This is a genomic window from Orenia metallireducens, from assembly GCF_003001995.1.
Classification (GTDB): Bacteria; Bacillota; Halanaerobiia; order Halobacteroidales; family Halobacteroidaceae; genus Orenia; species Orenia metallireducens_B.
Genome location: NZ_PVNB01000005.1, coordinates 67,059 through 90,335 on the forward strand (window position 1 = coordinate 67,059; position 23,277 = coordinate 90,335).

Annotated in this window: 20 protein-coding genes and 5 tRNA genes; 4 read left to right on the forward strand and 21 right to left on the reverse strand. The window is 32.2% G+C overall.

Features of this window, described 5'->3' with window-relative positions; all coding sequences use genetic code 11:
- Positions 1-346: 346 nt before the first annotated feature.
- On the forward strand, positions 347-2,266 hold the full coding sequence (locus tag BX659_RS04955; protein ID WP_097016716.1) for a methyl-accepting chemotaxis protein: 1,920 nt from the start codon (positions 347-349) through the stop codon (positions 2,264-2,266).
- 83 nt (positions 2,267-2,349) lie between these two features.
- On the opposite strand, the gene BX659_RS04960 is transcribed toward BX659_RS04955, so the two are convergent.
- The 9 genes from BX659_RS04960 to BX659_RS05000 all read right to left on the reverse strand — a co-directional run bounded on the left by BX659_RS04960 (position 2,350) and on the right by BX659_RS05000 (position 10,789).
- Positions 2,350-3,717, reverse strand: a complete 1,368-nt coding sequence (locus BX659_RS04960) for an alpha-amylase family glycosyl hydrolase (protein WP_097016717.1) — start codon at positions 3,715-3,717, stop codon at positions 2,350-2,352.
- Between the two features lie 82 nt (positions 3,718-3,799).
- Positions 3,800-4,366, reverse strand: a complete 567-nt coding sequence (locus BX659_RS04965; protein WP_097016718.1) for a TetR/AcrR family transcriptional regulator — start codon at positions 4,364-4,366, stop codon at positions 3,800-3,802.
- Between the two features lie 175 nt (positions 4,367-4,541).
- Positions 4,542-5,030, reverse strand: coding sequence for a ferritin-like domain-containing protein (locus tag BX659_RS04970; protein ID WP_097016719.1), 489 nt, complete (start codon positions 5,028-5,030; stop codon positions 4,542-4,544).
- Between the two features lie 108 nt (positions 5,031-5,138).
- Entirely contained in the window at positions 5,139-5,648 is a 510-nt protein-coding gene (locus tag BX659_RS04975; RefSeq protein WP_097016720.1) for a ferritin, read from the reverse strand.
- Positions 5,649-5,758: 110 nt separating this feature from the next.
- Complete coding sequence (locus BX659_RS04980) at positions 5,759-6,322, reverse strand: MarR family winged helix-turn-helix transcriptional regulator (RefSeq protein ID WP_097016721.1); 564 nt, start codon at positions 6,320-6,322, stop codon at positions 5,759-5,761.
- 113 nt (positions 6,323-6,435) lie between these two features.
- A complete protein-coding gene (locus BX659_RS04985) occupies positions 6,436-7,725 on the reverse strand; it encodes an acyl-CoA thioesterase/bile acid-CoA:amino acid N-acyltransferase family protein (protein ID WP_097016722.1) in 1,290 nt (429 codons plus the stop codon).
- A gap of 523 nt (positions 7,726-8,248) precedes the next feature.
- Positions 8,249-8,728: a 23S rRNA (pseudouridine(1915)-N(3))-methyltransferase RlmH gene (rlmH, locus tag BX659_RS04990; RefSeq protein WP_097016723.1), complete on the reverse strand. Its 480-nt coding sequence runs from the start codon at positions 8,726-8,728 to the stop codon at positions 8,249-8,251.
- 53 nt (positions 8,729-8,781) lie between these two features.
- Complete coding sequence (locus tag BX659_RS04995) at positions 8,782-10,002, reverse strand: S1C family serine protease (RefSeq protein ID WP_258176108.1); 1,221 nt, start codon at positions 10,000-10,002, stop codon at positions 8,782-8,784.
- The gene (locus BX659_RS05000; protein ID WP_097016725.1) at positions 9,995-10,789 is read right to left on the reverse strand and encodes an MBL fold metallo-hydrolase; all 795 of its coding nucleotides are present in this window, start codon (positions 10,787-10,789) and stop codon (positions 9,995-9,997) included. The genes BX659_RS04995 and BX659_RS05000 overlap by 8 nt, the downstream gene beginning before the upstream one ends.
- Positions 10,790-10,932: 143 nt before the next feature.
- Here BX659_RS05000 and BX659_RS05005 point away from each other — a divergent pair, with 143 nt between their 5' ends.
- Positions 10,933-11,703 carry a CheR family methyltransferase gene (locus tag BX659_RS05005; protein ID WP_097016726.1) on the forward strand — a complete coding sequence of 257 codons (771 nt, stop codon included), beginning with the start codon at positions 10,933-10,935 and terminating at the stop codon, positions 11,701-11,703.
- Positions 11,704-11,741: 38 nt separating this feature from the next.
- Here BX659_RS05005 and BX659_RS05010 read toward each other — a convergent pair whose 3' ends face one another.
- Positions 11,742-13,448 carry a methyl-accepting chemotaxis protein gene (locus BX659_RS05010; protein WP_097016727.1) on the reverse strand — a complete coding sequence of 569 codons (1,707 nt, stop codon included), beginning with the start codon at positions 13,446-13,448 and terminating at the stop codon, positions 11,742-11,744.
- A gap of 759 nt (positions 13,449-14,207) precedes the next feature.
- On the reverse strand, positions 14,208-14,831 hold the full coding sequence (locus BX659_RS05015; RefSeq protein ID WP_097016728.1) for a redox-sensing transcriptional repressor Rex: 624 nt from the start codon (positions 14,829-14,831) through the stop codon (positions 14,208-14,210).
- Positions 14,832-14,991: 160 nt separating this feature from the next.
- Between BX659_RS05015 and lgt the strand changes: the two genes are divergently transcribed.
- Positions 14,992-15,780: a prolipoprotein diacylglyceryl transferase gene (lgt, locus tag BX659_RS05020; RefSeq protein ID WP_097016729.1), complete on the forward strand. Its 789-nt coding sequence runs from the start codon at positions 14,992-14,994 to the stop codon at positions 15,778-15,780.
- Positions 15,781-15,981: 201 nt separating this feature from the next.
- Positions 15,982-16,899, forward strand: a complete 918-nt coding sequence (locus BX659_RS05025; RefSeq protein ID WP_097016730.1) for a P1 family peptidase — start codon at positions 15,982-15,984, stop codon at positions 16,897-16,899.
- Here BX659_RS05025 and BX659_RS05030 read toward each other — a convergent pair.
- From BX659_RS05030 to BX659_RS05075, 10 genes are all read right to left on the reverse strand, one after another.
- Positions 16,896-17,534 (reverse strand): thymidine kinase, encoded by a 639-nt coding sequence (locus tag BX659_RS05030; protein WP_097016731.1) that lies wholly within the window; start codon positions 17,532-17,534, stop codon positions 16,896-16,898. The genes BX659_RS05025 and BX659_RS05030 overlap by 4 nt on opposite strands.
- A gap of 192 nt (positions 17,535-17,726) precedes the next feature.
- Positions 17,727-17,802 (reverse strand) — tRNA-Phe (locus tag BX659_RS05035).
- 32 nt (positions 17,803-17,834) lie between these two features.
- Positions 17,835-17,911, reverse strand: a tRNA-Asp gene (locus BX659_RS05040).
- Positions 17,912-18,005: 94 nt separating this feature from the next.
- A tRNA-Val gene (locus BX659_RS05045) sits at positions 18,006-18,081 on the reverse strand.
- Positions 18,082-18,172: 91 nt separating this feature from the next.
- Positions 18,173-18,248, reverse strand: a tRNA-Glu gene (locus BX659_RS05050).
- A 96-nt stretch (positions 18,249-18,344) separates the two neighbouring features.
- A tRNA-Lys gene (locus BX659_RS05055) sits at positions 18,345-18,420 on the reverse strand.
- A gap of 131 nt (positions 18,421-18,551) precedes the next feature.
- Positions 18,552-19,400, reverse strand: coding sequence for a sugar ABC transporter permease (locus BX659_RS05060; protein WP_143786649.1), 849 nt, complete (start codon positions 19,398-19,400; stop codon positions 18,552-18,554).
- 2 nt (positions 19,401-19,402) lie between these two features.
- Positions 19,403-20,704, reverse strand: coding sequence for a carbohydrate ABC transporter permease (locus tag BX659_RS05065; RefSeq protein ID WP_172431819.1), 1,302 nt, complete (start codon positions 20,702-20,704; stop codon positions 19,403-19,405).
- An 85-nt stretch (positions 20,705-20,789) separates the two neighbouring features.
- Positions 20,790-22,013, reverse strand: a complete 1,224-nt coding sequence (locus BX659_RS05070) for an extracellular solute-binding protein (protein ID WP_097016733.1) — start codon at positions 22,011-22,013, stop codon at positions 20,790-20,792.
- Positions 22,014-22,811: 798 nt separating this feature from the next.
- The gene (locus tag BX659_RS05075) at positions 22,812-23,234 is read right to left on the reverse strand and encodes a ferritin-like domain-containing protein (protein ID WP_097016734.1); all 423 of its coding nucleotides are present in this window, start codon (positions 23,232-23,234) and stop codon (positions 22,812-22,814) included.
- Between the last annotated feature and the right edge of the window lie 43 nt (positions 23,235-23,277).

A 23,277-nucleotide genomic window follows, 5' to 3' on the forward strand; every position in this document is an offset into this window, starting at 1 on the left:
ATTTACCTCCTTTCTATTATTAAAGATACTTACTCTATCTATAGTATTCTATAGAAGGCATTATAGTGATATGTTTTGTAAAATATTCTTTAAATCCAAAAATAAGGATTAGAATAATTAATTATTTTTATCTACTTAAAGTTATAATATTAAAATTTACGTTAAATAAAAAACTGCCAAAAGGAATTTGTCTAATTTTATCGAATTTTGAAACTATACATCTTAATAACCATATTATTTATTAAGCTTCTTTATAAAATATAAACATATATTTAATTAAAGATTAAACACTAAAAATAGTCTTATTTATAAATCAAAAATATAAAAATAGAAAGAGGGAGAACTTATGAGATTAAATTCACTGGCAGCAAAAATTATTACCGCTATGTTGATATCGGCAACTCTAATATTTTCGATTCAAATTTATTTAACTACAAATTCAGAATTAACTAGACTCACAAACAATGCTAAAGAGTACCTAATAGCCAAAACCAATGAAGAGGTTGAAAAAGTTAATAGTGATTTCTTAAGAATAGACCAAGGAGCACAGGGATTGGCCTCTCTTATAGCCGTAAATAGGGAGCATAATACAGATCTAAATCTAGAATATATAAGAAGTTTAATTAAGGATATAGATTTAGTTATTGGCTCTGGTTTTTGGATGGAGCCTTATCAATATAATAAAGATCAGAAATATTTTGGTCCCTATCTCTACAAGGATAGTAATGATATCATACTGACTTGGGATTATAGTAATAGTGATTATGACTATTTTAATTATGACTGGTATAAAAATGGATTTAAGAGCAAAGACTCAACTTGGACTGAGCCTTACTATGATGAAGTTTCAGGAATAACTATGATGACATATACTACTCCTATTTACTCCAACAATGATATTATAGGAGTAACAACTCTAGATATAAATTTAAAGGATATGATCGATTATATAAAAAATATTAAAGTCAGTAAACATGGACAAGTCTATTTAATAAATGATATAGGAAATTTTATTGTTAGCCCTGATCATAGTAAGCAGGGTATCAATATTCAAGATAAAAACAAAAGTAAGTTTAGTGACTTTGCCTCTGAGATTTTATCTAAAGAGGATACGATGATACTCAATAAAAAATTAGCTGGTGAAGATCATTTTATTGCCTATTCATCTATTGGAAATACTGGTTTAAAACTTATCTTAACCTTTCCACTAAAGGATTTAGGCATAAAGGAGAAAGTTATCTTCTCATTAATAACCTCAATTCTTAGTTTAATCTTGTTTATGATAACACTATACTATTTGCTAAGATATCTTGTTATAAAACCAATAACTATTACCAGTCATTTTACCCAGTTTATTTCCCAGGGAGACTTTACTAAAGATATCCCTAGTAAATATACTAAAAGAACTGATGAAATAGGCAAATTAGCAAGTAGCTTTGATACAATGTCTAATAATTTAAGAGATATGATAGAAAAACTGATAAGTCTCTCTGAACAGATGGCTAGTTCAAGTCAAGAGTTATCAGCTTCTGCTGAAGAAGGTACTACATCTATCGAGAGTACTAATGAATTAATAGAAAATATCACTGCTACCATAGAACAAATATCTGCAAGTGCAGAAAGAGTAGCTAGCTTTGCTCAAAAATCAAATTCAAAAACAGAACTGGGTACAATTAATATTCAGAATACACTAACAACTATGAGCAACATTAGTCAAACTGTTAATAAAGCAGTAAATGTTGTCACTAGTTTAAACAGTACATCCCAGGAAATTGAACAAATTGTAGAAATGATTACTAACATTGCAGATCAAACTAATTTATTAGCTTTAAACGCTGCCATTGAAGCCGCTAGAGCTGGAGAAGCAGGGAAAGGATTTGCAGTGGTTGCAGATGAAATAAGAGAATTGGCTAAAGAAACAAATAAAGCTACAGAAAAAATAATTAACTTAATTTCTGAAACTAAAAATAAGACTACTTTAGGAATAAAAGTAATTAATGAAGTAGCAGATATAACAAAACACGGAGAGGATGTTGTGGCTAAAACAGGAGATGTCTTTGTAGAGATAAGCTCTGCCAGTGAAGAAACCTCTATTCAAATTGAAGAAACAGCTAAAGCTACCCATGAATTGGCTCAAAATAGTAGTCAAATTACTGAATCTACTAATGAGATTAAGAACATGTCTGAAGAAATAGCCTACTCAGCTCAAGAGTTAGCTAATATGTCTATAGAATTAAGTGATTTAATAGAGAAGTTTAAAATATAGATAATTAAGCACTTAAATTTAATAACACACTTGTTAAATAAGATTAGACATCTAATATTAGATGTCTAATCTTATAATTACTATTAAACTTTTTCTAATCTCATAACTCTTCCCCAAGCAGCTGGAATCTCTTTTATCATTACCTTCCCGTCTTGAATAATAAAGCTATCACCATCATTTAATAAATCTCTTAATAAATATTCTCCTTCTACATCAAGTTCTAACTCAATATCAACAGGCTTGTCCGAAGAGTTTACTACTGTTAATACCTGTTCATCTTCATACTCTCTTAAGAAAGCAAATTGTTGATGGTCAACAAAGATTTGCTGATAATTTCCATGGCATAAGGCTTTAGAATTCTTTCTAATCTCTGCTAAAGCAGTAATTACTTTTCCTAAGTCTTTATTTGCACTCTTCTTGGCTACCTCATTAATATTTAATTCAGGACGAAGTGGAGTATCATCACCATTAAGTTTCTTACCCTCTATCCCCCATTCACTACCATAATAAATTGATGGTATACCAGGCATTGCAAATAAGAGCAAGTGTAAAGGATACAAGTGAGCAGGATTATCAAGGGTGCTTGCTATTCTATTCACATCATGATTATCTACAAAGCTATATAAGGGTAGATGCTTATATATACCCCCTTCTCCAAATTGCCTCTTCAAAGAATAAGCAATCTCAAAATAATTCTTATCATTATGACTTGAATATAGACCTTTATAAGCTTCATAGTTGGTTACAGAATCCATCATAGCAGCCCCAGCCCATTTTCTATAATCACCATGGATTACCTCACCTAATATCCAGAAATCAGGCTTTAAATCTCTACAAAACTCACCTAACTCAACAATAAATTCAGGCTCTAAGCAATCAGCAGCATCTAGTCTTAGACCAGAAATATCAAATTGCTTGATCCATTCTTTGACTGCATTAAAGAGATGCTCCTTTACTTCAGGATTCTTAAGGTTTAATTTAACCAGATTATAATGCCCTTCCCAAGCTTCATAGGTAAAATCATCACCATAAGGGCTTTGATATTCAAAGTTCAAGCCAGCAAACCAATCACAATATGTTGAACTCTCTCCTTGCTCCAATACATCTTGAAATGCCCAAAAATCTCTGCCAACATGATTAAAGACCCCATCTAAAATTACTCTAATCTCATTATCCTTCAAATGGGATACTAGTTTAGCCAAGCTTTGATTATAACCTAACCTGCGGTCAACCTGATAGTAGTCCTTGGTATCATAGCCATGGCTAGTCGATTCAAATACAGGACCTAAGTACATCGCATTCACACCTATAGTTTTAAGGTGCTCTACCCAATCATAGATTCTATCCAAGGTATGATTAACAGGTGCTGAAAAATCATTCTCCTTAGGAGCACCACAAAAACCCAAAGGATAGATATGATAAAAAACAGATTCACAAGGCCAACTTTTCATAATTAATTCCTCCTTATAATTTTAATGTATTTAAGACTCAACATCTATACCGAACGGTATATTAAGGCTAAAAAAATAACTTTTAAGAATAGATTCCGTGCATAAATTGGTGAACTGCTTGATATAATAACTCATCATTTAACTCCCTATCACCTCGTAGTGATAACGCTATATATGTATTAATCATTCCTAGTAATGTAGCTGCATAAGCCTGATGCCTACCTTTCATATTACCATGATCTTCTGCTGCTTGAATAAAGAGATCTTCCACCATCTCATATTGCTCTTTGATATATTTAGAGACAGCCTTATTAGATTCACTATCTACTGGTGCAAAAGCCATCGCCAATTGCATCCTATAAAAGATTCTATTATTTTTTGCAAAATTAAAATAAGTAGCTACTAATCTATTTAATGTAAAAGGTAAATCATGATTATACCTTGTTGCCTCTTTAACCAAGTTATTTATCCTAGAAAACTTTTCTGCCAATAGCTCCTCTAGAAGTCCCTTTTTATTTCCAAAGTAATGATAAAGAGTAGGTTTAGTAACACCTGCTTCCTCAGCTAACTCTTTTACACCCACTCCATCATAACCCCGCGAAGCAAAAAGCTTTACTGCAACCTCTATAATCCTAGCACGATTATCCACCTAAGCTCTCACCTCCTAGAATACTCTTAGTGTTAAACCTATTATACCGTTCGGTATAGGAGATGTCAAGAAGATAATAAAAAATGTTAGTCTAAAAAATAAAACCCTCTCAACTATCCTAAGAGAGGGACTGAAATGATTATTTTAACTGTCACTCATTATTAATTAACAATTACTAATGAATTTGCAATAATTCTTGGTCTAATTTATGTAGTTTCTCATCATCTTTATTTAATGATTCTACCCTAGCTAAAATATCTTCTATTAGATGCTCCTCCTCAACCTGATGGTCAGCAAATTCTTTTAAAAAATCAATGATTGACTCTTTGTTCTCTCCTTCTACTTTAGAAAATAGGTTATATGCCTCTTCAGTTAACTTATGCTCATAATCAAAAGCAACTTGAAAAGCTTCTTCTAATGAAGCTATATTGGCTTTTAAACCATTAGTCTCTTTTACCTTAACCCTACCACCATACTTATCAATAAAATCAAATAGTTTTTGTGCATCATAATATTCTTCCTCAGCTTGTTTGACGAAAAAATTAGCAAAACCTTCTAAATCAATTGCACGACAATAGTCACAGGCTGCTAAATAATAATAGGCAGATTCATATTCATAATTCATACACTGATTTAACTCTTCAGATAATTGATCTAAGTTCATTCTAATCCCCCTTATAATAACTTTAAAGTTATTATAAACCAAAAAGAGAATATTAATTAAAAAAAGAGCTCCCAATTACGGAAGCTCTAATATTTATGTAGTGTTCTATTACTCTTCAGTAGGTGGAGTAAAAGTTCTCTGGGCTAATTCACTATCTAACATATAAATTCCATTTCCATTCTCACCAATTCGCTCTACCTTCTTTAATAATGCATCCATTGTAGCTTCCTCTTCAACCTGCTCATCAACAAACCACTGCAACATACTAATTGCCGGATAACAGCTCTCATTTTGAGCAATATCCATCAATTTATAGATACGCTTAGTAACTCCTTTTTCGTGGTGTAGAGCATATTTAATAGCATCTGCAATAGAGTCAAATTCATTTCTAGGCTCTCCTAAAGCTTTCAAGATTACCCTTTCACCCATCTCATCAATAAAGTTGGAGAACTTCTGAGCATGGAATCGCTCTTCTTCTGCTTGAATTTCAAAGAAATGGGCAAAACCTTCTAAGTCCTCTGACTTGAAATAAGCTGCTATAGCTAAATAATAGTGAGCCGATTCATACTCATATCTAACCTGTTCATTCAATTCTTCTAATAATTTCTCTGCTAACATTGTTCTAACCTCCTCAAATTATATGTGCTTACTAGTAATTATTCTCTATAAAGGTGAATTATCCTTCATTCTTTCGATATTATTATATCCAATTCTAAAAATAAATGTACTTACGTATCTAATATTTTAGCATTCCTTCTATTTGAAAATCTCTCTAAAGCACTTCTTACTTCTTTTTCATCAATATCTGGAATTGTCACATTTTCTTCAAACCCATCCATTTCTACACCATCAAAACGATATAACTTCTTCAGTAATTTCCATAGAGTTTCTATTTCTTCTTTATTAAAACCTTTGAAGATATCAGCCATAAAATCAACACTAATGCTAGCTCCGGATTTTACCATAATATCAATTCCTGAATCAGTCAAACATACATTAACAGCTCTTTTATCTTTTTCACTCGTTTTAACATATATAAAATCTTTTTTTTCAAGACTCTTAATTATTTGTGCGATATTTTGCTTAGTTGTACCTAATTTCTTGGCGATATTAACTATTGTAGTCTCATCTTCAGGTAAATGAAGCACTGCTAACATAGCCATATATTGTCTAGAAGTTAATTTCTCACAATATTGATTACCTGTAATTTGAAGTTTATTTGAAACTGAAATCAGACTTGAATATGACTGCTGCATAATATGTAATAAATAATATTCTCCATTATATTCCATGTTAAAATCTCCTTTATTAAGTTTAATCTATAAGCATCACATTTAGTCAATGTATTGCTTATATTTTATAACTTTATTCAAGAAATATCAATATATTAAGATATTTTCTAAATTCACTCTGACAAAGGCTCTTTATAAAATTCAATTGTTCTTTTCCATGATTTATACTGTCCTTCTGCATTACCTTCTATTGTTCCACCTGAAGAAAACACTCCATCCTCCATCTTCATAGATATAGTTTCGCTTAATGGTATAATATATGGAATTGGTAAGGGATGACCCATTTCTTCATATACTAGTAATTCGACATTATATGGGTAGTTATTATTTTTTAGATTTTTCAATATTTCTGTACATCCATCATAACTATTCCATATATTATCTTCCTTTCCTGCAATCATAAGAATATCTGCTTTAGCATTCTCTACTTTTATTCTTGCTTCTTCTTTATTTGTTGCTCTTTCTATACTTTTTTTATAAGTACTAGCGAATCCAAAGGGAATTCCTTTTTCAACATCCGTTTTTTGAGTTTCAAAAAATATATTATTATCAACTTTGATAAATGGAATTGACTGTCCTTTATATGACCATGAGGAGATATTCTTACCACTCATCATTCCATCAAGAGCTTGAAAGCAATAAGCATGAGGCTCTACTACAACCACTTTTTTAATCTGTTTATATCTTGAAGCAAGTAATAATGCCAGTTCACCACCTTTTGATGTTCCATGCACAAATATCTCTTTAGTGTTAGTAATTTCATTCTGTTCTATCCATTTAAATATTTTTTCAAAGTACTCTAATTGAATTTTTTCTAATTTATCTGGTAATCCTTCTGAAGCAAAATATGACACCATTAAAACATTAAATCCTCTAGATGCAAGCGGAGCGGCTAAAAGAGCTAATGACCTCATACTTCCATCTGAACCACCTAACATCAAAATTGTTTGATTATTTGATTTTTCTTTATATAACAATTTGCCATTAATTCCTTCCTCAGATACATGCTTTATAATAAGTTCATCTGTTTTAAACAGCCTTTTTAATTTAACTTGCTTTCTTTCAATAGAAGATTCAAATAACATATTCATAATAATCGGTTCATCAATAGAAATATTTTCTGCAATGTTTTTACCTTCAGTACTGGTCTTCTTCAAAGAATAAACTAGCCCCATACTATCAGCAGTATCATAACTACCTTCAATAGGTTTATCTGTATCTAAATCAACTTCACCTCTTTCATTAGCTCTAAATATTGCATATGATGAAAAATATTCTCCCTTACACCAAGGAAGTTCCATCTTCATACTAACTTTTAGTTTGCTATCAGGACTCAACTTAGTGATTTTAACCCTAATTCTATCATCTACAAGTGTTTCTGTATCAGACAAATAAATGTTCATATCTAGATTCTCCTTTATTATTTATTTTTGACTCAAGAACTCTTTCATTGACAAACTCATCAATATTACCTAGTATAATCGACAATATATTGACTATTATACTAGTCTAATTCGTTATTATCAATATGTTGTCTTTTTTATTTTAAAAAAATTATATTGCTAAGTTCACTTTTTAAATAAAAGAAACTATTTTGAATCAAAACTAAACTTTATGTTTACAAATAATAATTTATATAACTAGAGAGTTTAATGCGTAGTTTATGCAAAATTTATACGCCACTACAGGCTAAAGGCTAATAAAATAAATAATACAAATTCACAAAGTTAGTGAATTTGTATTGACTAATCCTTTAATACACAAAATATTCAAGATATCATAAAGATTAATGTATTTCCAGAATAACCCACAAGTGATAAAATTAATTGACAAACTTCACTAAAAAGCTACTAGTAGCATATACCTATATAGCATTTGTGAAGTATAAAGAAACACCACCTAAATTTTGAATTTAGGTGGTGAGGTTTATAAATGATATGGTTCATTCTTCATAATCTTAAAAGCCCGATAAACCTGCTCTAATAGAATTAATCTAGCCATCTGATGAGTAAAGGTCATATGGGAGAAGCTCAATATATAGTCTGCACTCTTTCTCACTTTTTCATGTAAGCCCAATGCTCCACCGATAATAAATTCAATACTGCTATAGCCTTGTAGCTGTAAATTGCCAACAGACTTGGCAAGACCTTCAGAACTCATTGGCTTTCCTTGAGGGTCTAAAGCAATTGTATAAGAACGATTATCCATCTTCTCTATAATCTTCTCACCCTCTGCTTCCTTAATCTGGTTCATCTCAGAAGAGCTCAAATTTCCTGATATTTTCTCATCCTTAACCTCAATTACCTCTAAAGAGGTATGTCTCTGTAACCTCTTGATAAATTCATCAATTCCTTGATTAATATAGCTCTCTTTAATCTTTCCAACAGCAATCACTCTAACCTTCATCTTAACCATCCTCTCAAAGTAAAAGACTAGCTCTAAGCTAGCCTTTAAAAACTCTATTCTATTGGTCTCTCCTCGAGTTTTAATTCCAGAGTAAGAGACTTATTTCCTCTATGGACTAATAACTTAATTTTATCATTAATCTGGTAACTTTTCAAAATATCTTTTAAACTATCCATACCATCAACCTTTTGACCTGCTATCTCTGTAATTATATCACCTTGCTGTAATCCACTATCCTCGGCAGGACTACCTTCTATAACTTTAACTACATAAACACCAGAATCCTTCACAAAACCATACTCTTTAGCACTCTCAGGGCTAATGTCCATTCCATAAATCCCAATCCAAGGTCTAATAATTCTACCATCCTTAATTAATTGCTTAGCTATCTCCTTAGCTACATTGATTGGAATAGCAAATCCTAAACCTTGAGCTTGTTGGATAATAGCAGTATTAATACCAATTACTCTGCCAGCTCTATCTAGTAAAGCTCCACCACTATTACCTGGGTTAATAGCAGCATCGGTTTGAATCATATTGGTCAACTCTACCCCTTCTTGAATAGGCAAATCCCTGTTTAAAGCACTGATCACACCAGTAGTAACAGTATTGGAGAATCCATAAGGGTTACCAATTGCAATAGCTAATTCTCCTACCTCTAATTTAGTTGAATCACCAAACTCTAAAAGAGGCAAATTATAATCTTCTACATCAATCTTAACCACAGCTAAATCTGTGATTGGATCTCGTCCAACTACTTCACCCAAGTAATCTATATCATCTTTGGGAAAGATTACTCTAATCCGATTAGCACCCTCAACTACATGGTTATTTGTAATAATATAGCCTTCCTTATTTAAAATTACTCCAGAACCTTCTCCTTCTACCTCTTGTTCAGTTCGACGAGCAAAAAAATCATAAACAACTCTCTCTCTAACAGTCTTAATCTTAACAATCCCAGGACCTACTTCTTTTACTACATCTACAATACTCAGCTGATTATCATCTACTTTAGCAACCTGTTGACTAGCAACTTCCTTCTCCAAATCTTCTGCTAAATTAGAACTTCTCCCTTCTAATAAATTTTCATTAGCCTTCTTGGGTTGAGAATTAAAGGCTAGCTGTTGGGAGAAGAAATATAACAATCCAGCCCCTAATAAGAAAGAGATTATTGCTATAATAAGATACGATTTAAATGTTGACTTGAACTCATAATGGTCATCTCTAGAAAAAAGATCCATCTTGTCCACCCCATCTTTATTATTTTTAGCCAATCTGATACAAAGGACTAACCTTATCTTGTAAAGCAAAGTCTAATTTTATATCCTTGTCCAATCTAATTCCTGCATCAACAAGCATATTCTTGATAGTCAAAAAAGCCAATTCGGGTACATTATTATCTTTGCTAAGATGGGCTAATAATATACGGGAGACAGAACTTTTAGCTAGCTCTACCACTGTAGCTCCTGCATCATCATTAGATAAATGACCTTGAGTTCCCATAATCCTCTTCTTTAATGCCCAAGGGTATGGACCAATCTTTAACATCTCTAAATCATGATTTGACTCCAATATCACTAAGTCAGAATCGCTAATCTCTAACCTTACCTCATCAGTAACCTCTCCCATGTCAGTAGCAATTGCTACTTTAGTATCTTTAAAACTGATCGTATAACCAACAGGTTCTTTAGCATCATGGGAGATACTAAAGGGTTTAACTAAACAGTCGCCAATAGTAAAAGCATCAGTTTTAATAATAATCTTATTCTTCTCATCTATATTTCCTAACTTAGGAGATGCTCCTTCCCAAGTACCTTTAGTAGCATAGATTGGCAAATTACACCTTCTAGATAATACTCCAGCACCTTGAATATGATCACTATGTTCATGGGTTAACAAAATAGCATCTAAATCATCGACTCTTAAATTTGCCTCTTTTAATTTATTATTAATCTGTTTACCACTCAATCCAGCATCAACCAATATCTTCTTACCCTTAGTTCCAACATAAATAGAATTTCCTGAGCTTCCACTGGCTAAGGTACATACTTCTAAGCTAATTTAAATCATCTCCTTAAATTAAAATAAATTCAATTATTTCTTCATAAAAAAAGGATTTACTCCATTAAAACGGAATTAATTTAATAATATAATAGATTTCTTTTAATAATATTATTATATAAGTAAATACAAGGAGGTTAGTAATGGATTTTCTCGAATTTCAAAATAAAGTATCCAATAAAATAAATGTGGATCTTAGTAGTTATAAAAGAAACAGAGTTGAACGTCGGATTAATAACTTGATGAAAAAACATAATCTTAGTGATTATAGAAGTTGTTTAGAAAAACTAAATACTAGTCATGATTTTCAGGAAGAATTTTTAGAACATATGACCATTAATACTTCAGAATTTTATCGCAATCCAAAAAACTACGAATATCTACAGGATAAACTCTTCCCAGAGTTATTTGCTAATAAGAGTAAAATCAAGATTTGGAGTGCTGCTTCTTCTAATGGTTGTGAAGCTTATACCCTAGCAATTATCTTAAACGAACTGGGAATTGACCCTAGCAAATACCAAATTAAGGCTACAGATATTGATCCTGCTATCTTACAAGAAGCAAGAGCAGGAAAATATAAAGAAAATTCACTTAAAAAAGTACCAGAAAAAGTCCTTAATAAATATTTTACTAAAAAAGATGACTATTATCAACTAGACCGTAAGATTATGAGCAGAGTACAATTTGGTAGATTAGATTTATTAAAGGATAGATACGATACCAATATAGATTTAATCCTATGTAGAAATGTCTTTATCTACTTTACCAAAGAGATAAAGGACCAACTGACTAAAAAGCTAAGTAATTCCTTAGTCAATGGTGGTATTCTATTCTTAGGAAATACAGAGTACCTGCTAAAACCTGAAGAATTTAACTTAAATAAAATATACAACTCTTTTTATAGAAGAAAATAAAAGGTGGCGAGTTAACTCGCCACCTTTTATTTTCTCTATTAGACTCTAAATTGAGAGATCAACTTCTCTAGTCTTTCTGACTTACTATCTAAGTCCATAGATATATCAGAAATTGAACGTGAAATATCTTCCAAGTCATAAACTACCTTAACCACTTCTCCAGCACTAGATGCCAAATCATGGGTTGCAGCACTTGTCTGTTCCATTTGCAAGGCTGTCTCGTTAGTAGCCTCTTTAATACCTTCAAAAGCCTTACCTGCTCTATTAATAACCTCTTCCCCATTTTCTACTTCTTTAGTACCCTTTTGAATCGCTTCCACAGCTTTATCTGATTCATCCTGAGTCTCTTTAATCAGACCATGTATCTTATCAGCAGCCTCAGATGACTGACTTGCTAAATCTCTAATTTCATCTGCTACCACCGCAAAGCCTCTACCAGCATCTCCAGCTCTAGCAGCTTCAATAGCTGCATTTAAAGCTAATAAATTTGTCTGTTCTGAAATTGCAGTAATTAATTGGACAATCTCTCCAATCTGTAAAGACTTCTTGTCCAAATTACCAATTACCTCAACCGACTCTTGGACTGTCATTTTAATATTTGTCATCTGTTCTACAACCATTTTAATCGCTTTATTACCTTCAACAACAATATTTTTGGTCTCTTCAGCCATAGATGCTACCTCTTCACTATTAGCAGATACTTCTTCAGTAGATGCAGAGATTCTATTTACTTGATCTAAGGTAGAATCAACATCTTCAGTAAAATCTTCTAAGCTAACCGATAAATCTCTACTAGATGAATTAAGACTATTAATAACAGCTTTGACCTCATTAATCATTGTAGACTGCTTTTTAGCCATTTGATTAAAACTTGTAGCTAGCTCACCTAACTCATCTTTTCTCTTAATATCAAGAGATGTAGTAAAATCACCTTCAGCCATCCTCCTCATACCTTCAGTAGCACTTTTAATTGGCTTAGATAAATTTTGTGAAATTTTAATAGCAAGCACAGTAACTATTATTATAGAAACGATTCCAAACAAGGTAATCATATTCCTAACCTTACTAGCAGTAGCGATAATAGCATTCTCTTTAGCCTCTACCACCAATGTCCAGTTATATGAGGCTATCTTGGCATAAGCACCTATATACTTTACACCCTTCTCTTCTCTATTGAAATATCCTGTAGCAGCAATTCTTGCCATAACCGTTGAAGAGTTATCTTCATTATGTCCATTACTAATTTCTTTAGCTTGGGCAATATTATTTTTGAAAAAATTACTCTCTCCATAATTACTTACCTTATTCTCACCATCACTATGCTGTAAAACCTTTCCATCTGTATCAAGTAGGTATATATTACCTGTTAAATTTAAGGCTTTAAAGACTTCATTATAATTATTTTCAACTTCCTCAGCAATATCAGTCATTGTCATAAAAAAGACCATCTCTGGCTTTAGACTATCTACCCGCATATTGCTCTTTGTAACCTTATCTTCAATTGTCTTATGAACCCTTGAAGCTGCAGAGCGAGAGATCATCATCAATTGTTTTTTAGATGTATCTAGTAATGAATCTCTAAAATAAAAATAAGAGAAACTACCTACTGCTAAGGTAACCCCTAGAGTAATAGCCAATAAAATTCCTAAAATCCTATTAAAAATACTACCAGACTTAAGTTTATTAACTACTTTAACCTCTTTTACTACCTCTTTATTATTAACCTCAGCCTCTTTTTCAGGCATTAAACCAACTCCCTTGTGTTAAAGTATTTATTGTTATTATAAACTTGTATTAATTATACAATTTATTTCTTTTTATTGTATTAATTAATTCTACTAGTAGCATTTTTAATTGAATTAAATAAAGCCTTTGAAACTTTAACAACAATTAAAATAGCTATTGTTGTAGAAATAATTCTAAACAAGATAATTATATTTATGACCTTAGCTGCAAGTAGTTGCTCTACCACTAATATTCCATCATAAACAGCTATATCTCTTTATTTAAGCAATCGATAGAAACGATTTCATTGATAGCAGATTGAGAGCGATATTGATAGTAAAGATTATTATCTCTTTAATTCTTGCAATATTATTCTTGAAGAAATAATAATCTACATAATTACTTATTTCATTTTTTCATCACTATACTGCATGTTGATAAAATATATCACCTATTAAGTTTAACAAATTCAATATAATTCTTCTGAACTCCATTATACCTATACTCAGTTATAGCCATAATCTAAACTATCTACTCTCAGATTACTATTTATAATTTTTCCTATACTTATTTTATAGTCATTTAAAGCCACAAAACCGAATGTCATCATCTTTAACATCTTTATCGGTCATCGCACTAGCTTCTTTATATTAAAGCAATTATTATTATAAAAACTTATAATACTTGTAAAAATCTGTTTTTCTTCTTTTATTTAGATAATTCCACATTTATCTTTATAATCCTTCTTTGTACATAATTATTTTTCAATATATATAATATTAATTGGATAGGTAATATGATAAACTGATTAATCCTATAGATAAATCTTCATCACGTACCTTTATATCCTCTGATACCCTTAAATGTATAGGTGCAAAGTTCCAAATTGCTTTTATTCCCCCATCTATTAATTCATCTGCCACCTGTTGAGCCACTTCTGAGGGAACAGCAATAATTCCTATTCTAATATCATTATCTGTTACCACTCTTCTTAGTTCCTTCATAGAGTAAACTTGTGCATTTCCTAAATTACTTTTTACCTTATCAGGATCAATATCTAGAACATAACTTATATCTAGCCCAAGCTTCTTAAATCCACCATAATTGACTAATGCTTGCCCTAGATTACCTGCCCCAACAAGAACAACTTCCCAATTATTATCTAAACCTAAAATTCTTTCTAAATTCTTCATTAAATCACTTACTTCATAACCTACACCTCTTCGACCAAATTCACCATAATAAGATAAATCCTTTCTAACTTGAGTTGAAGGAATTCCTAAGCCATCTCCTAACTCTTTAGAAGAGATAACCTCTACACCTTGGCTGTCCATCTTCTGTAAATAACGGTAATAAAGCGGTAACCTCTCAACAGTTGTAGCAGGTGTCGTTATATTCTTCATTTTATAATCCACTCTCCTTTTAAAATATTACTAATATTATTAAACCTTTAATTATATACTAATATTCAGTTGTAAATTAGTCTATCTTATAACTTGACTAACCTCTAATTTTATTATAATCTTAAAGTTAAGTATGGTCAAATTAAAGGAGGAAATAATAATGAATTCTAGCTATCTTAGTCCAATCGCTTTTAAACTAGGTCCTTTAAAAGTTCATTGGTATGGAATCATTATGGCATCTGCCGTATTAATAGGTTTGATTCTAGCTAGCAATGAAGCTAAAAGAAAGAAGATAAATCCTGATTTGATTTTAGATTTAGTAATTTGGGCAATTCCCTTTGCAATTATTGGGGCACGCACTTATTATGTAATTTTTGAATGGGATTATTATAAATATAACCCCTCTCAAATAATTAAGATCTGGCAAGGTGGCATAGCTATACATGGTGCTTTAATTGGATCTATTATTGCTGCAATAATATTTACTAAAAAACATAAAATAAGATTTTGGGAAGTAGCCGATATAGCTGCTCCTAGTTTAATCTTAGGACAAGCTATTGGCCGATGGGGTAATTTTATGAACCAAGAAGCTCATGGTGGTCCTGTAAGTAGGTCATTTTTAGAGTCATTACATCTACCTAAATGGATTATAGAACAGATGAATATTAATGGTACTTATTATCATCCTACCTTCTTATATGAATCTATCTGGAACCTAATGATCTTCTCATTTCTATTCTTCTTCTGGAAGAAGAGGGATTTTTTAAAGAATGGGGAAATCTTCTTAACCTATATTAGCTTATACTCAATTGGACGGTTCTTCATTGAGGGAATGAGAACGGATAGCTTAATGATTGGTCCTTTAAGGATGGCACAATTAATCAGTATTTTCATTATTATAGTTTCTATTGCTATTAGCTACTATAGACGGATTTTAAAGAAAAGTTAAATTTTTTGCTATATTGAATTTAGGGTGATACCCTAAATTCTTTTTTATATGATATCGTTTTAGAGAGAGATTAAGACGTATTTTATTATATTATATATATTGATTTTGTTGTAGGGTCTGGTCGCGACCAGACTCTATATAAATACAAGAATATATCCATATTACATTATAAAACAATAAAAAATTATAAAGGAGGTTATTATGAAAGACTATATTACCGATGTTCCAGGGATCAAGGTTGGACATCAAGATAATAAGAAAGGAATGACAGGCTGTACAGTTATCTTAGCTGATGAAGGTGCTGTAGCTGGGGTGGATGTCCGAGGTTCAGCGCCAGGAACCCGTGAAACCGATTTATTATCACCTATTAATATGATAGAGAAGGTCAATGCTGTTTTACTCTCAGGAGGAAGTGCCTTTGGTTTAGCTGCTGCTGATGGAGTTATGGCCGCCTTAGAAGAGGAGGATAGAGGTTTTGATGTAGGCGTTACTAAAGTACCTATAGTCCCTGCTGCTGTGCTCTTTGATTTAACTGTAGGTGACCATACAATTCGCCCTGATTATCAGATGGGCTATGAAGCTGCTAAGCTTGCTTCTAATAAAGAGAGTCGTTTGGGCAAGGTTGGTGTAGGGATGGGCTGTACAGTAGGTAAATTATTAGGTCCTAAGCAGGCTACCCCAAGTGGACTGGGAAGTGCTAGTATCAGATTAAAGGATGAGATATACATAGGTGCCCTTGTAGCTGTCAATGCCTTTGGAGATATATTTGACCAAGAAGGAAGAGTCATAGCTGGATGTAAGGGCGAAGATGGCAGGTTTATAAATACATATGAAGCCATGAAAGAACACCAAGTAAAAGGATTTGGTCAAAATACTACCATCGGGGTTATTGCAACCAATGCCAAGCTAAGCAAGACAGAGGCTACAAAAATAGCCCAAGTAGCTCATAATGGTTATGCAAAGCATATCAACCCTGTCCATACTATGTTGGATGGAGATACTATCTTTGCTATGAGCACTGGGCATAAAAGTATCGATATTAATTTATTGGCTACTGCTGCTAGTGAAGTAATGGGAAGAGCAATTATAAAAGCAATTCAAGCTGTCAAACTGGATTAATCCTTCTTTAATTCATGGCAAGCACGACAACGGGGCTCATACTTCTCATCCCTTCGGGGATTAACATCCCACTTCGTGGCAGAACCTGTACCTACTACCACTATTGGGTCATTAATACTTGCTGGCTTGCCATCAATCAACCTCTGGTTTCTAGTAGCTGGATTAGAGCATTTAACACATACAGCATGTAATTTACTAACATACTCTGCCCTAGCCATCAATTCTGGTATAGGTCCAAAGCCTCTACCAGCAAAATCAGTATCTAACCCAGCTATAATTACCCGATAGCCCTTTTCTGCTAATTCATCAGCTAGTGGAACAATTTCATCAGAAAAAAACTGTCCTTCATCAATAGCCACAACATCTATCTTTTTTTGCTGGCTCTCTTCTTTAATTATTCTTCTAATCTGCTTAACATTATCAACAATCTGAGCCTTGATAGTAATACCATTATGTGTTGCTACTGCTGTATCACTATACCTATTATCTATACTTGGCTTAAAGACCAATACTTCCTGTTTAGCAATTACAGCTCTTTCTATTCTCCTAATCAATTCACTGCTCTTACCTGAAAACATTACTCCTGTCACCACTTCTACCCACCCAGTATTGACACATCCATAGTACCCATGCATCTAAATAGCCTCCCTCTTTCTTGATAATTATTAAATATTCTTAATCTATAAAGAAAATAATTCTTGAAAAATCTAAAAACTACTAAAAATTATATATTAAAATTAAAAAAAGTTACTCTTTTACTGAGCAACTTAAATATCGAATTTATCTCTGTTATAATTATATGTAGTTTTAATTCAAATAATCTAAAATGGTGGCAAAACCCGGACTTGAACCGGGGACACGAGGATTTTCAATCCTCTGCTCTACCGACTGAGCTATTTCGCCAAAATTATAAATTAATTTATCAAAAAATAAAATGGCGAGGATGACGAGACTCGAACTCGCGACCTCCGGCGTGACAGGCCGGCGTGGTAACCAACTCCACCACATCCCCGTATTGTTAGCTTTTTACTTCTAGCTGTTGGCCTCTGGCTAAATCTTTAAAATCTGACTAGAAGCTAATAGCCAGTAGCTAATGGCTAAATAAATGGTGGGCGAAACAGGACTTGAACCTGTGACCCCCTGCTTGTAAGGCAGGTGCTCTCCCAACTGAGCTATTCGCCCTTATTAGTTGATAGTGTATAGTTTATAGTGGATAGTAAAATCTTTTGAACTTAACTATCAATTATCAACTATCAACTGTTAACTTTATTTTTGGTACCCCCAAGGGGATTCGAACCCCTGTCGCTGGGATGAAAACCCAGTATCCTAGGCCACTAGACGATGGGGGCCTAGATTAGTTGCTAGCTGTCAGCTGCTGGTTTCTGGCTTAAATCTTTAAAGATTCAGGCTAAAAATTAATAGCCAGTAGCTAGTAGCTAAATAAATGGTGAGCCATGGAGGATTTGAACCTCCGACACCCTGATTAAAAGTCAGGTGCTCTACCGACTGAGCTAATGGCCCTCACTCACATTTATAAATAATACACTATATCTAATAGCTTGTCAATACTTTTTTATAAAATATTTAGTTTATACTTTAAGCGATATATTTATGCATAATTTTAAGTTAATTTTTATTAGTAAATTATAGTTTTAACCTTTAGTAGCACCAGCAGAAAGTCCATGTACATAATATCTTTGCATAGATAAGAATACAATCATAATTGGAACAGCTGCTAATACAGCTCCTGCAGAGAACAATGTCCAATCATTATTAAACTGGCTATTAATCATATTATATAACCCTACTGCCAAAGTCTGCTTCTCTGGACTTCTTAAAACAAGGGCTGCCATAACAAAATCGTTAAATGGGTTGATGAAGTTCATCATCGCTACAACCGCTAACATCGGCTTAGCTAATGGTAGCATAATCTGCCAGAAGATTCTAAAGCGATCAGCACCATCAATCTTAGCAGCCTCTACTAAACTAGATGGAATAGTATCAAAATAACCTTTGATCATCCATGTAGAGAAGGGAACTGCTCCACCTAAATAAACCAATAATAGACCTAAATGAGTGTCTAATAGCCCAAACATATTCAACAATACATAAATAGCTACCATAGACATAATCCCAGGAAACATTTGAATAACTAAAAACGTCATTAATCCATACTTTCTTCCCCAGAATCTTGTCTTTGAGAAAACGTATGCAGTAAGAGAAGTTAACAATACTGCAAAGAAAGAATTTAAGGCACCGATTTTAATACTATTTATATACCACTTAACATAATGATACTCCTTAGTAGTCAGTATATCTTTAAAGTTCTTAAGACTTGCATTTTCAGGAATCAAACTTGAACTATACAAACTATTGCTAGGATTTAAAGCAGAACCTACAATCCAGATAGCTGGATATAATGCTGCTACAATCGCAATAGCAATTATAGTATAACAAAAGATTAAACCAATTTGACTTCGTTTTTCTTGTCCTAAACTCATTATTAACTCAACTCCTCTTCTTTAAAGGAATTTGTTCTTCTAAATTGATAAATACTAAATCCTGCAACTACGATAAAGATCAGGATTGAAATAGCCGCAGCATAGTTCCATTTTAATTTATCCATAGTCAATTTATATACCCACGAAATAAGGATATCTGTTCCTCCAGCACCTTGATAACCAAATTGAGGAGGATTACCGTTATTCAACAGATAGATAATTCCAAAGTTATTAAATTGGAAAGCAAACTGCATAATCATCAAAGGAGCAATCTGTCTTAATACCAATGGTAATGTAATTCCTGTGAATTTCTGAACAACACTAGCCCCATCAACTTCAGCGGCTTCATATAAAGATTCTGGAATACTCTGTAGAACTCCTGAACATAATGCCATAACAAAGGGGAATGATAACCATAGATTAACAAGTAACACACTTATTCTAGCCCACATAATATCTTCTAACCAAGGGATTTTGTCTATACCGATAATTGCCAATAATTTGTTAACTTGACCAAAATTATAGTTCAACAACCCTCTCCAAATTAGCATAGAAACGAAAGCAGGAATAGCCCAAGGTATCATCAAAATAGTTCTTAAGATGTTTCTTCCTTTAATTTTCTTATGATTTAGAACAACAGCTAGAAATAGTCCTAAAGCAAAGATACTAACTGTAGATGATATTGTCCAAATAACTGTCCAAGAGAATACCTTAATAAAGGTCATTCTCCATGTAGATAAAGTCATGATATCTCTAAAGTTTTGGAATCCAACCCATTCAATTAGTTTAGCAGGTGGGGAATGATATAAATCATAACTAGTAAAAGCTAATAAAACAGAGAAGATTAATGGAAAAATAGTCGCAATGAATAACATAATCATACCTGGACTTATAGCAATATAAGGAAAACCAATCTCCATCATATTTTTAATAGAATCTTTAAAGCTAGGTACCTCTTCACCATTATCTATCTTTTTACCATTATTATATGCATCAACTATATTAAAAACATGAATACCTATTGCAACTAATAATAATACAACACTTACAATACCATAAATCATCATAAAGATAGAATGATCTACTTCAGGGTTACTTCCTAAAGTAATCAAACCTTTAATATTTTCTATAAAATAACTTGGGCTCTGGAACCAAAAAGAAATATAATAAAGAAGAAATATAGCCCCTTTTACGTATTGACCATTTAAAAATTGTCCTAATCCCATAACTACAGTCGACAATATTGCACTATTTCTTGCTTGATTACTACCTACTCCAACATTTGTGCTAGTTTCTGACCTCACAGAAAAACCTCCTTTTATTCATAATTACAAATTCTAGCCTTACATTTACCCAAATGTAAGGCTAGAAAGATTTCTATCGAAATTATTATCTCATTTGCATAATTCCTTCTTGAATCATATCAACAGTCATTGGCAGTATAGTTTCAGCTGGCATTTGACCATTTAAGATAAATGTCATAGCATTATTAGCTGGTGACCATACTTGCATAAACTCAGGTGCATTTGGCATTGGAATTCCACGTCTAGCTTGAATGATAAATCCACGGATATCAGGATTATTCATTAGTTTATCACTACCAACAATCTCTTTATGTGGTACAAGAATACCATTAGTTTCATAGTGATCCATTGACATTTCAGTATTAGTTACAAACTTAATAAAATCAGCTGCAAGCTTTTTATTTTTAGAAAACTTACTTAAGTAATATCCTTTTACAGTTAGGAAAGTCTCAGGATATTTTCCATTAGGTAATTTGGGCATTGGAGCAACAGCATAATTAACCCCAGATTCTTTAATATCCTTAAGTCTCCAGTCACCATTGAACATAGCTCCAACTTTACCTTCACCAAATAATCCATTGATAGTGTCTCCAGTAGTACCTTTAGGAATTAACCCTTCATCTCTAAAGCTCTTGATTAGTTTAGCAGCTTTAATACCACCTGCATTAGCTAATGTCATATCAGTAAAGTTATAGCTTCCATCAGGATTTTTACCAAATGCATATGCACCATAAGCATTGAAGATAGCTCCACTATAATAGAAGTTATTAGCTTCAAATAAGAAGCCATATTTATCTTGTCTAGCATTAGTTAACTTTTTAGCTTCTGTAATCAATTCATCAAAAGTCTTTGGTGGTTCTGAATAGAAATCCTTATTATAAATCATCGCAATACTTTGGAATGCATATGGTAGTCCATAAAGTTTTCCATTGTAAGTTAACGCATCGATAGAATTTTCTAAGTAATTTTCTTTAGCATAACCTGCTGGTAAATACTTATCAATAGGTTCAACTAATCCTTGAACTACAGTTCTACCAAGTTTATCATGGAACCATCCTACAACATCTGCACCCTTTCCAGAAGGACCATCTAAAGCCAATCTTTGGGCTTGATCTATCTCTGGTACACTTTCAACTTTAACTTTAACTCCAGTCTTTTGTTGATAAAGTTTAGCAGCCTTGATCATCCAATTTGTCTCATCACCATTACTTACCCATACAGTTAACTCTTCTGCAGCAAATGCAAATGGAGAAACTACTCCAACACAAAGAGCAACTATAAGTGTTAATACTAATATCTTTTTCTTCATCAATAATTCCCTCCTAATTTTTATTTAATTAAAAATATTAAAACCTACATTAATTCCTTTTTAGAATCAAAAAGGAACATTATATAAATACAATAAAACCCAATAAATTAAATAAATACCAATTGGTAAAGCGATTGCACAATAGAGTTTAAAAAAATATCACATTATGCAATATCTTGCCAAAGGTAAATAATTCTTTAACTTATTGGGATTATTATCTTATTTAGAATTATCTAAAATACCTTATATTATTAAGTTGTAAAAAATCTTAATTATAAAATCAAATAAATTACTATAATTATATAAAGAAAACCCACCAACAATTGTATTCAACAATCATTGCCGGGGTGCTTGTAAACTTATACAATCTTGCCCTTAAATTTTAATAGTTTCATTATAATTATACCTATAACTATATATAGTGTCAAGACATATTATTCCAATTGCACTATCTATTTTAATAACTTATAATAATAATTTCAAAAACAATCTAAATATGTCTTTAATTATTAGTTCTATATTTATGATAATATTCCTGCTTAACTTTCTTTTTTTTAATAATTTTTTGATATCAATTTATTAGCTAAGTTAATTAATATTATTTAAAACCAATATTACTATGATTAATTTAGCTTTCTATTAAATTCATACAAGTAATTAATTGTACTATAATTTGGGGTTATTAACAGAGTATAATTAGTAACTTTAAAATAAAACAGTTATCTGATTTCCATAAAACATAAATAAAAGGAGGGATATCCCTCCTTTTATTTATGTTTTATTCAGTTTTAAAATTAATTATTCAGCAAAGTATCTGTCTAACATCCCTTTTAACATAGCGGCATGTCTAGCCTCATCTTTTGCAGACTCATTGAAGACATCATTAGCTGCATCTAAATTTTCTTCTTTTGCAGTTACAGCTGCTTTATTCTTCATTTTATTAGCCCCTTGCTCTCCTTGTAACATCTTCTCAATATTCTCTTTAGTAGAAGCAGAAATCTTACCATTTAATTCAGCAAATCTAGCTGCATGCTCAGCCTCTTCTATAGCAATTCTTTTTAATACTTCTGCTACTTCAGGATAACCTTCTCTTTGTGCTTGACGAGCCATAGCTAAATATAATCCTGTCTCTTGTGTCTCTCCTTTAAATTGTCCATCTACAACCTTTTCTAACTCTGTTCCTTTAGTTACTCCCAACTTGTTTTCAACAACAAAATCCATAATCAAATTCCCCCTTATATGTATTTAGCTTACTTAATTAGTA

Bases quoted from the DNA above. Each gene is read 5' to 3' on its own strand.
- BX659_RS04955 (WP_097016716.1), top strand. From the start codon at position 347: ATGAGATTAAATTCACTGGCAGCAAAAATTATTACCGCTATGTTGATA.
- BX659_RS04960 (WP_097016717.1), bottom strand. From the start codon at position 3,717: ATGAAAAGTTGGCCTTGTGAATCTGTTTTTTATCATATCTATCCTTTG.
- BX659_RS04970 (WP_097016719.1), bottom strand. From the start codon at position 5,030: ATGAACTTAGATCAATTATCTGAAGAGTTAAATCAGTGTATGAATTAT.
- BX659_RS04975 (WP_097016720.1), bottom strand. From the start codon at position 5,648: ATGTTAGCAGAGAAATTATTAGAAGAATTGAATGAACAGGTTAGATAT.
- BX659_RS04980 (WP_097016721.1), bottom strand. From the start codon at position 6,322: ATGGAATATAATGGAGAATATTATTTATTACATATTATGCAGCAGTCA.
- BX659_RS04985 (WP_097016722.1), bottom strand. From the start codon at position 7,725: ATGAACATTTATTTGTCTGATACAGAAACACTTGTAGATGATAGAATT.
- rlmH (WP_097016723.1), bottom strand. From the start codon at position 8,728: ATGAAGGTTAGAGTGATTGCTGTTGGAAAGATTAAAGAGAGCTATATT.
- BX659_RS05005 (WP_097016726.1), top strand. From the start codon at position 10,933: ATGGATTTTCTCGAATTTCAAAATAAAGTATCCAATAAAATAAATGTG.
- BX659_RS05010 (WP_097016727.1), bottom strand. From the start codon at position 13,448: ATGCCTGAAAAAGAGGCTGAGGTTAATAATAAAGAGGTAGTAAAAGAG.
- BX659_RS05015 (WP_097016728.1), bottom strand. From the start codon at position 14,831: ATGAAGAATATAACGACACCTGCTACAACTGTTGAGAGGTTACCGCTT.
- lgt (WP_097016729.1), top strand. From the start codon at position 14,992: ATGAATTCTAGCTATCTTAGTCCAATCGCTTTTAAACTAGGTCCTTTA.
- BX659_RS05025 (WP_097016730.1), top strand. From the start codon at position 15,982: ATGAAAGACTATATTACCGATGTTCCAGGGATCAAGGTTGGACATCAA.
- BX659_RS05030 (WP_097016731.1), bottom strand. From the start codon at position 17,534: ATGCATGGGTACTATGGATGTGTCAATACTGGGTGGGTAGAAGTGGTG.
- BX659_RS05060 (WP_143786649.1), bottom strand. From the start codon at position 19,400: ATGAGTTTAGGACAAGAAAAACGAAGTCAAATTGGTTTAATCTTTTGT.
- BX659_RS05070 (WP_097016733.1), bottom strand. From the start codon at position 22,013: ATGAAGAAAAAGATATTAGTATTAACACTTATAGTTGCTCTTTGTGTT.
- BX659_RS05075 (WP_097016734.1), bottom strand. From the start codon at position 23,234: ATGGATTTTGTTGTTGAAAACAAGTTGGGAGTAACTAAAGGAACAGAG.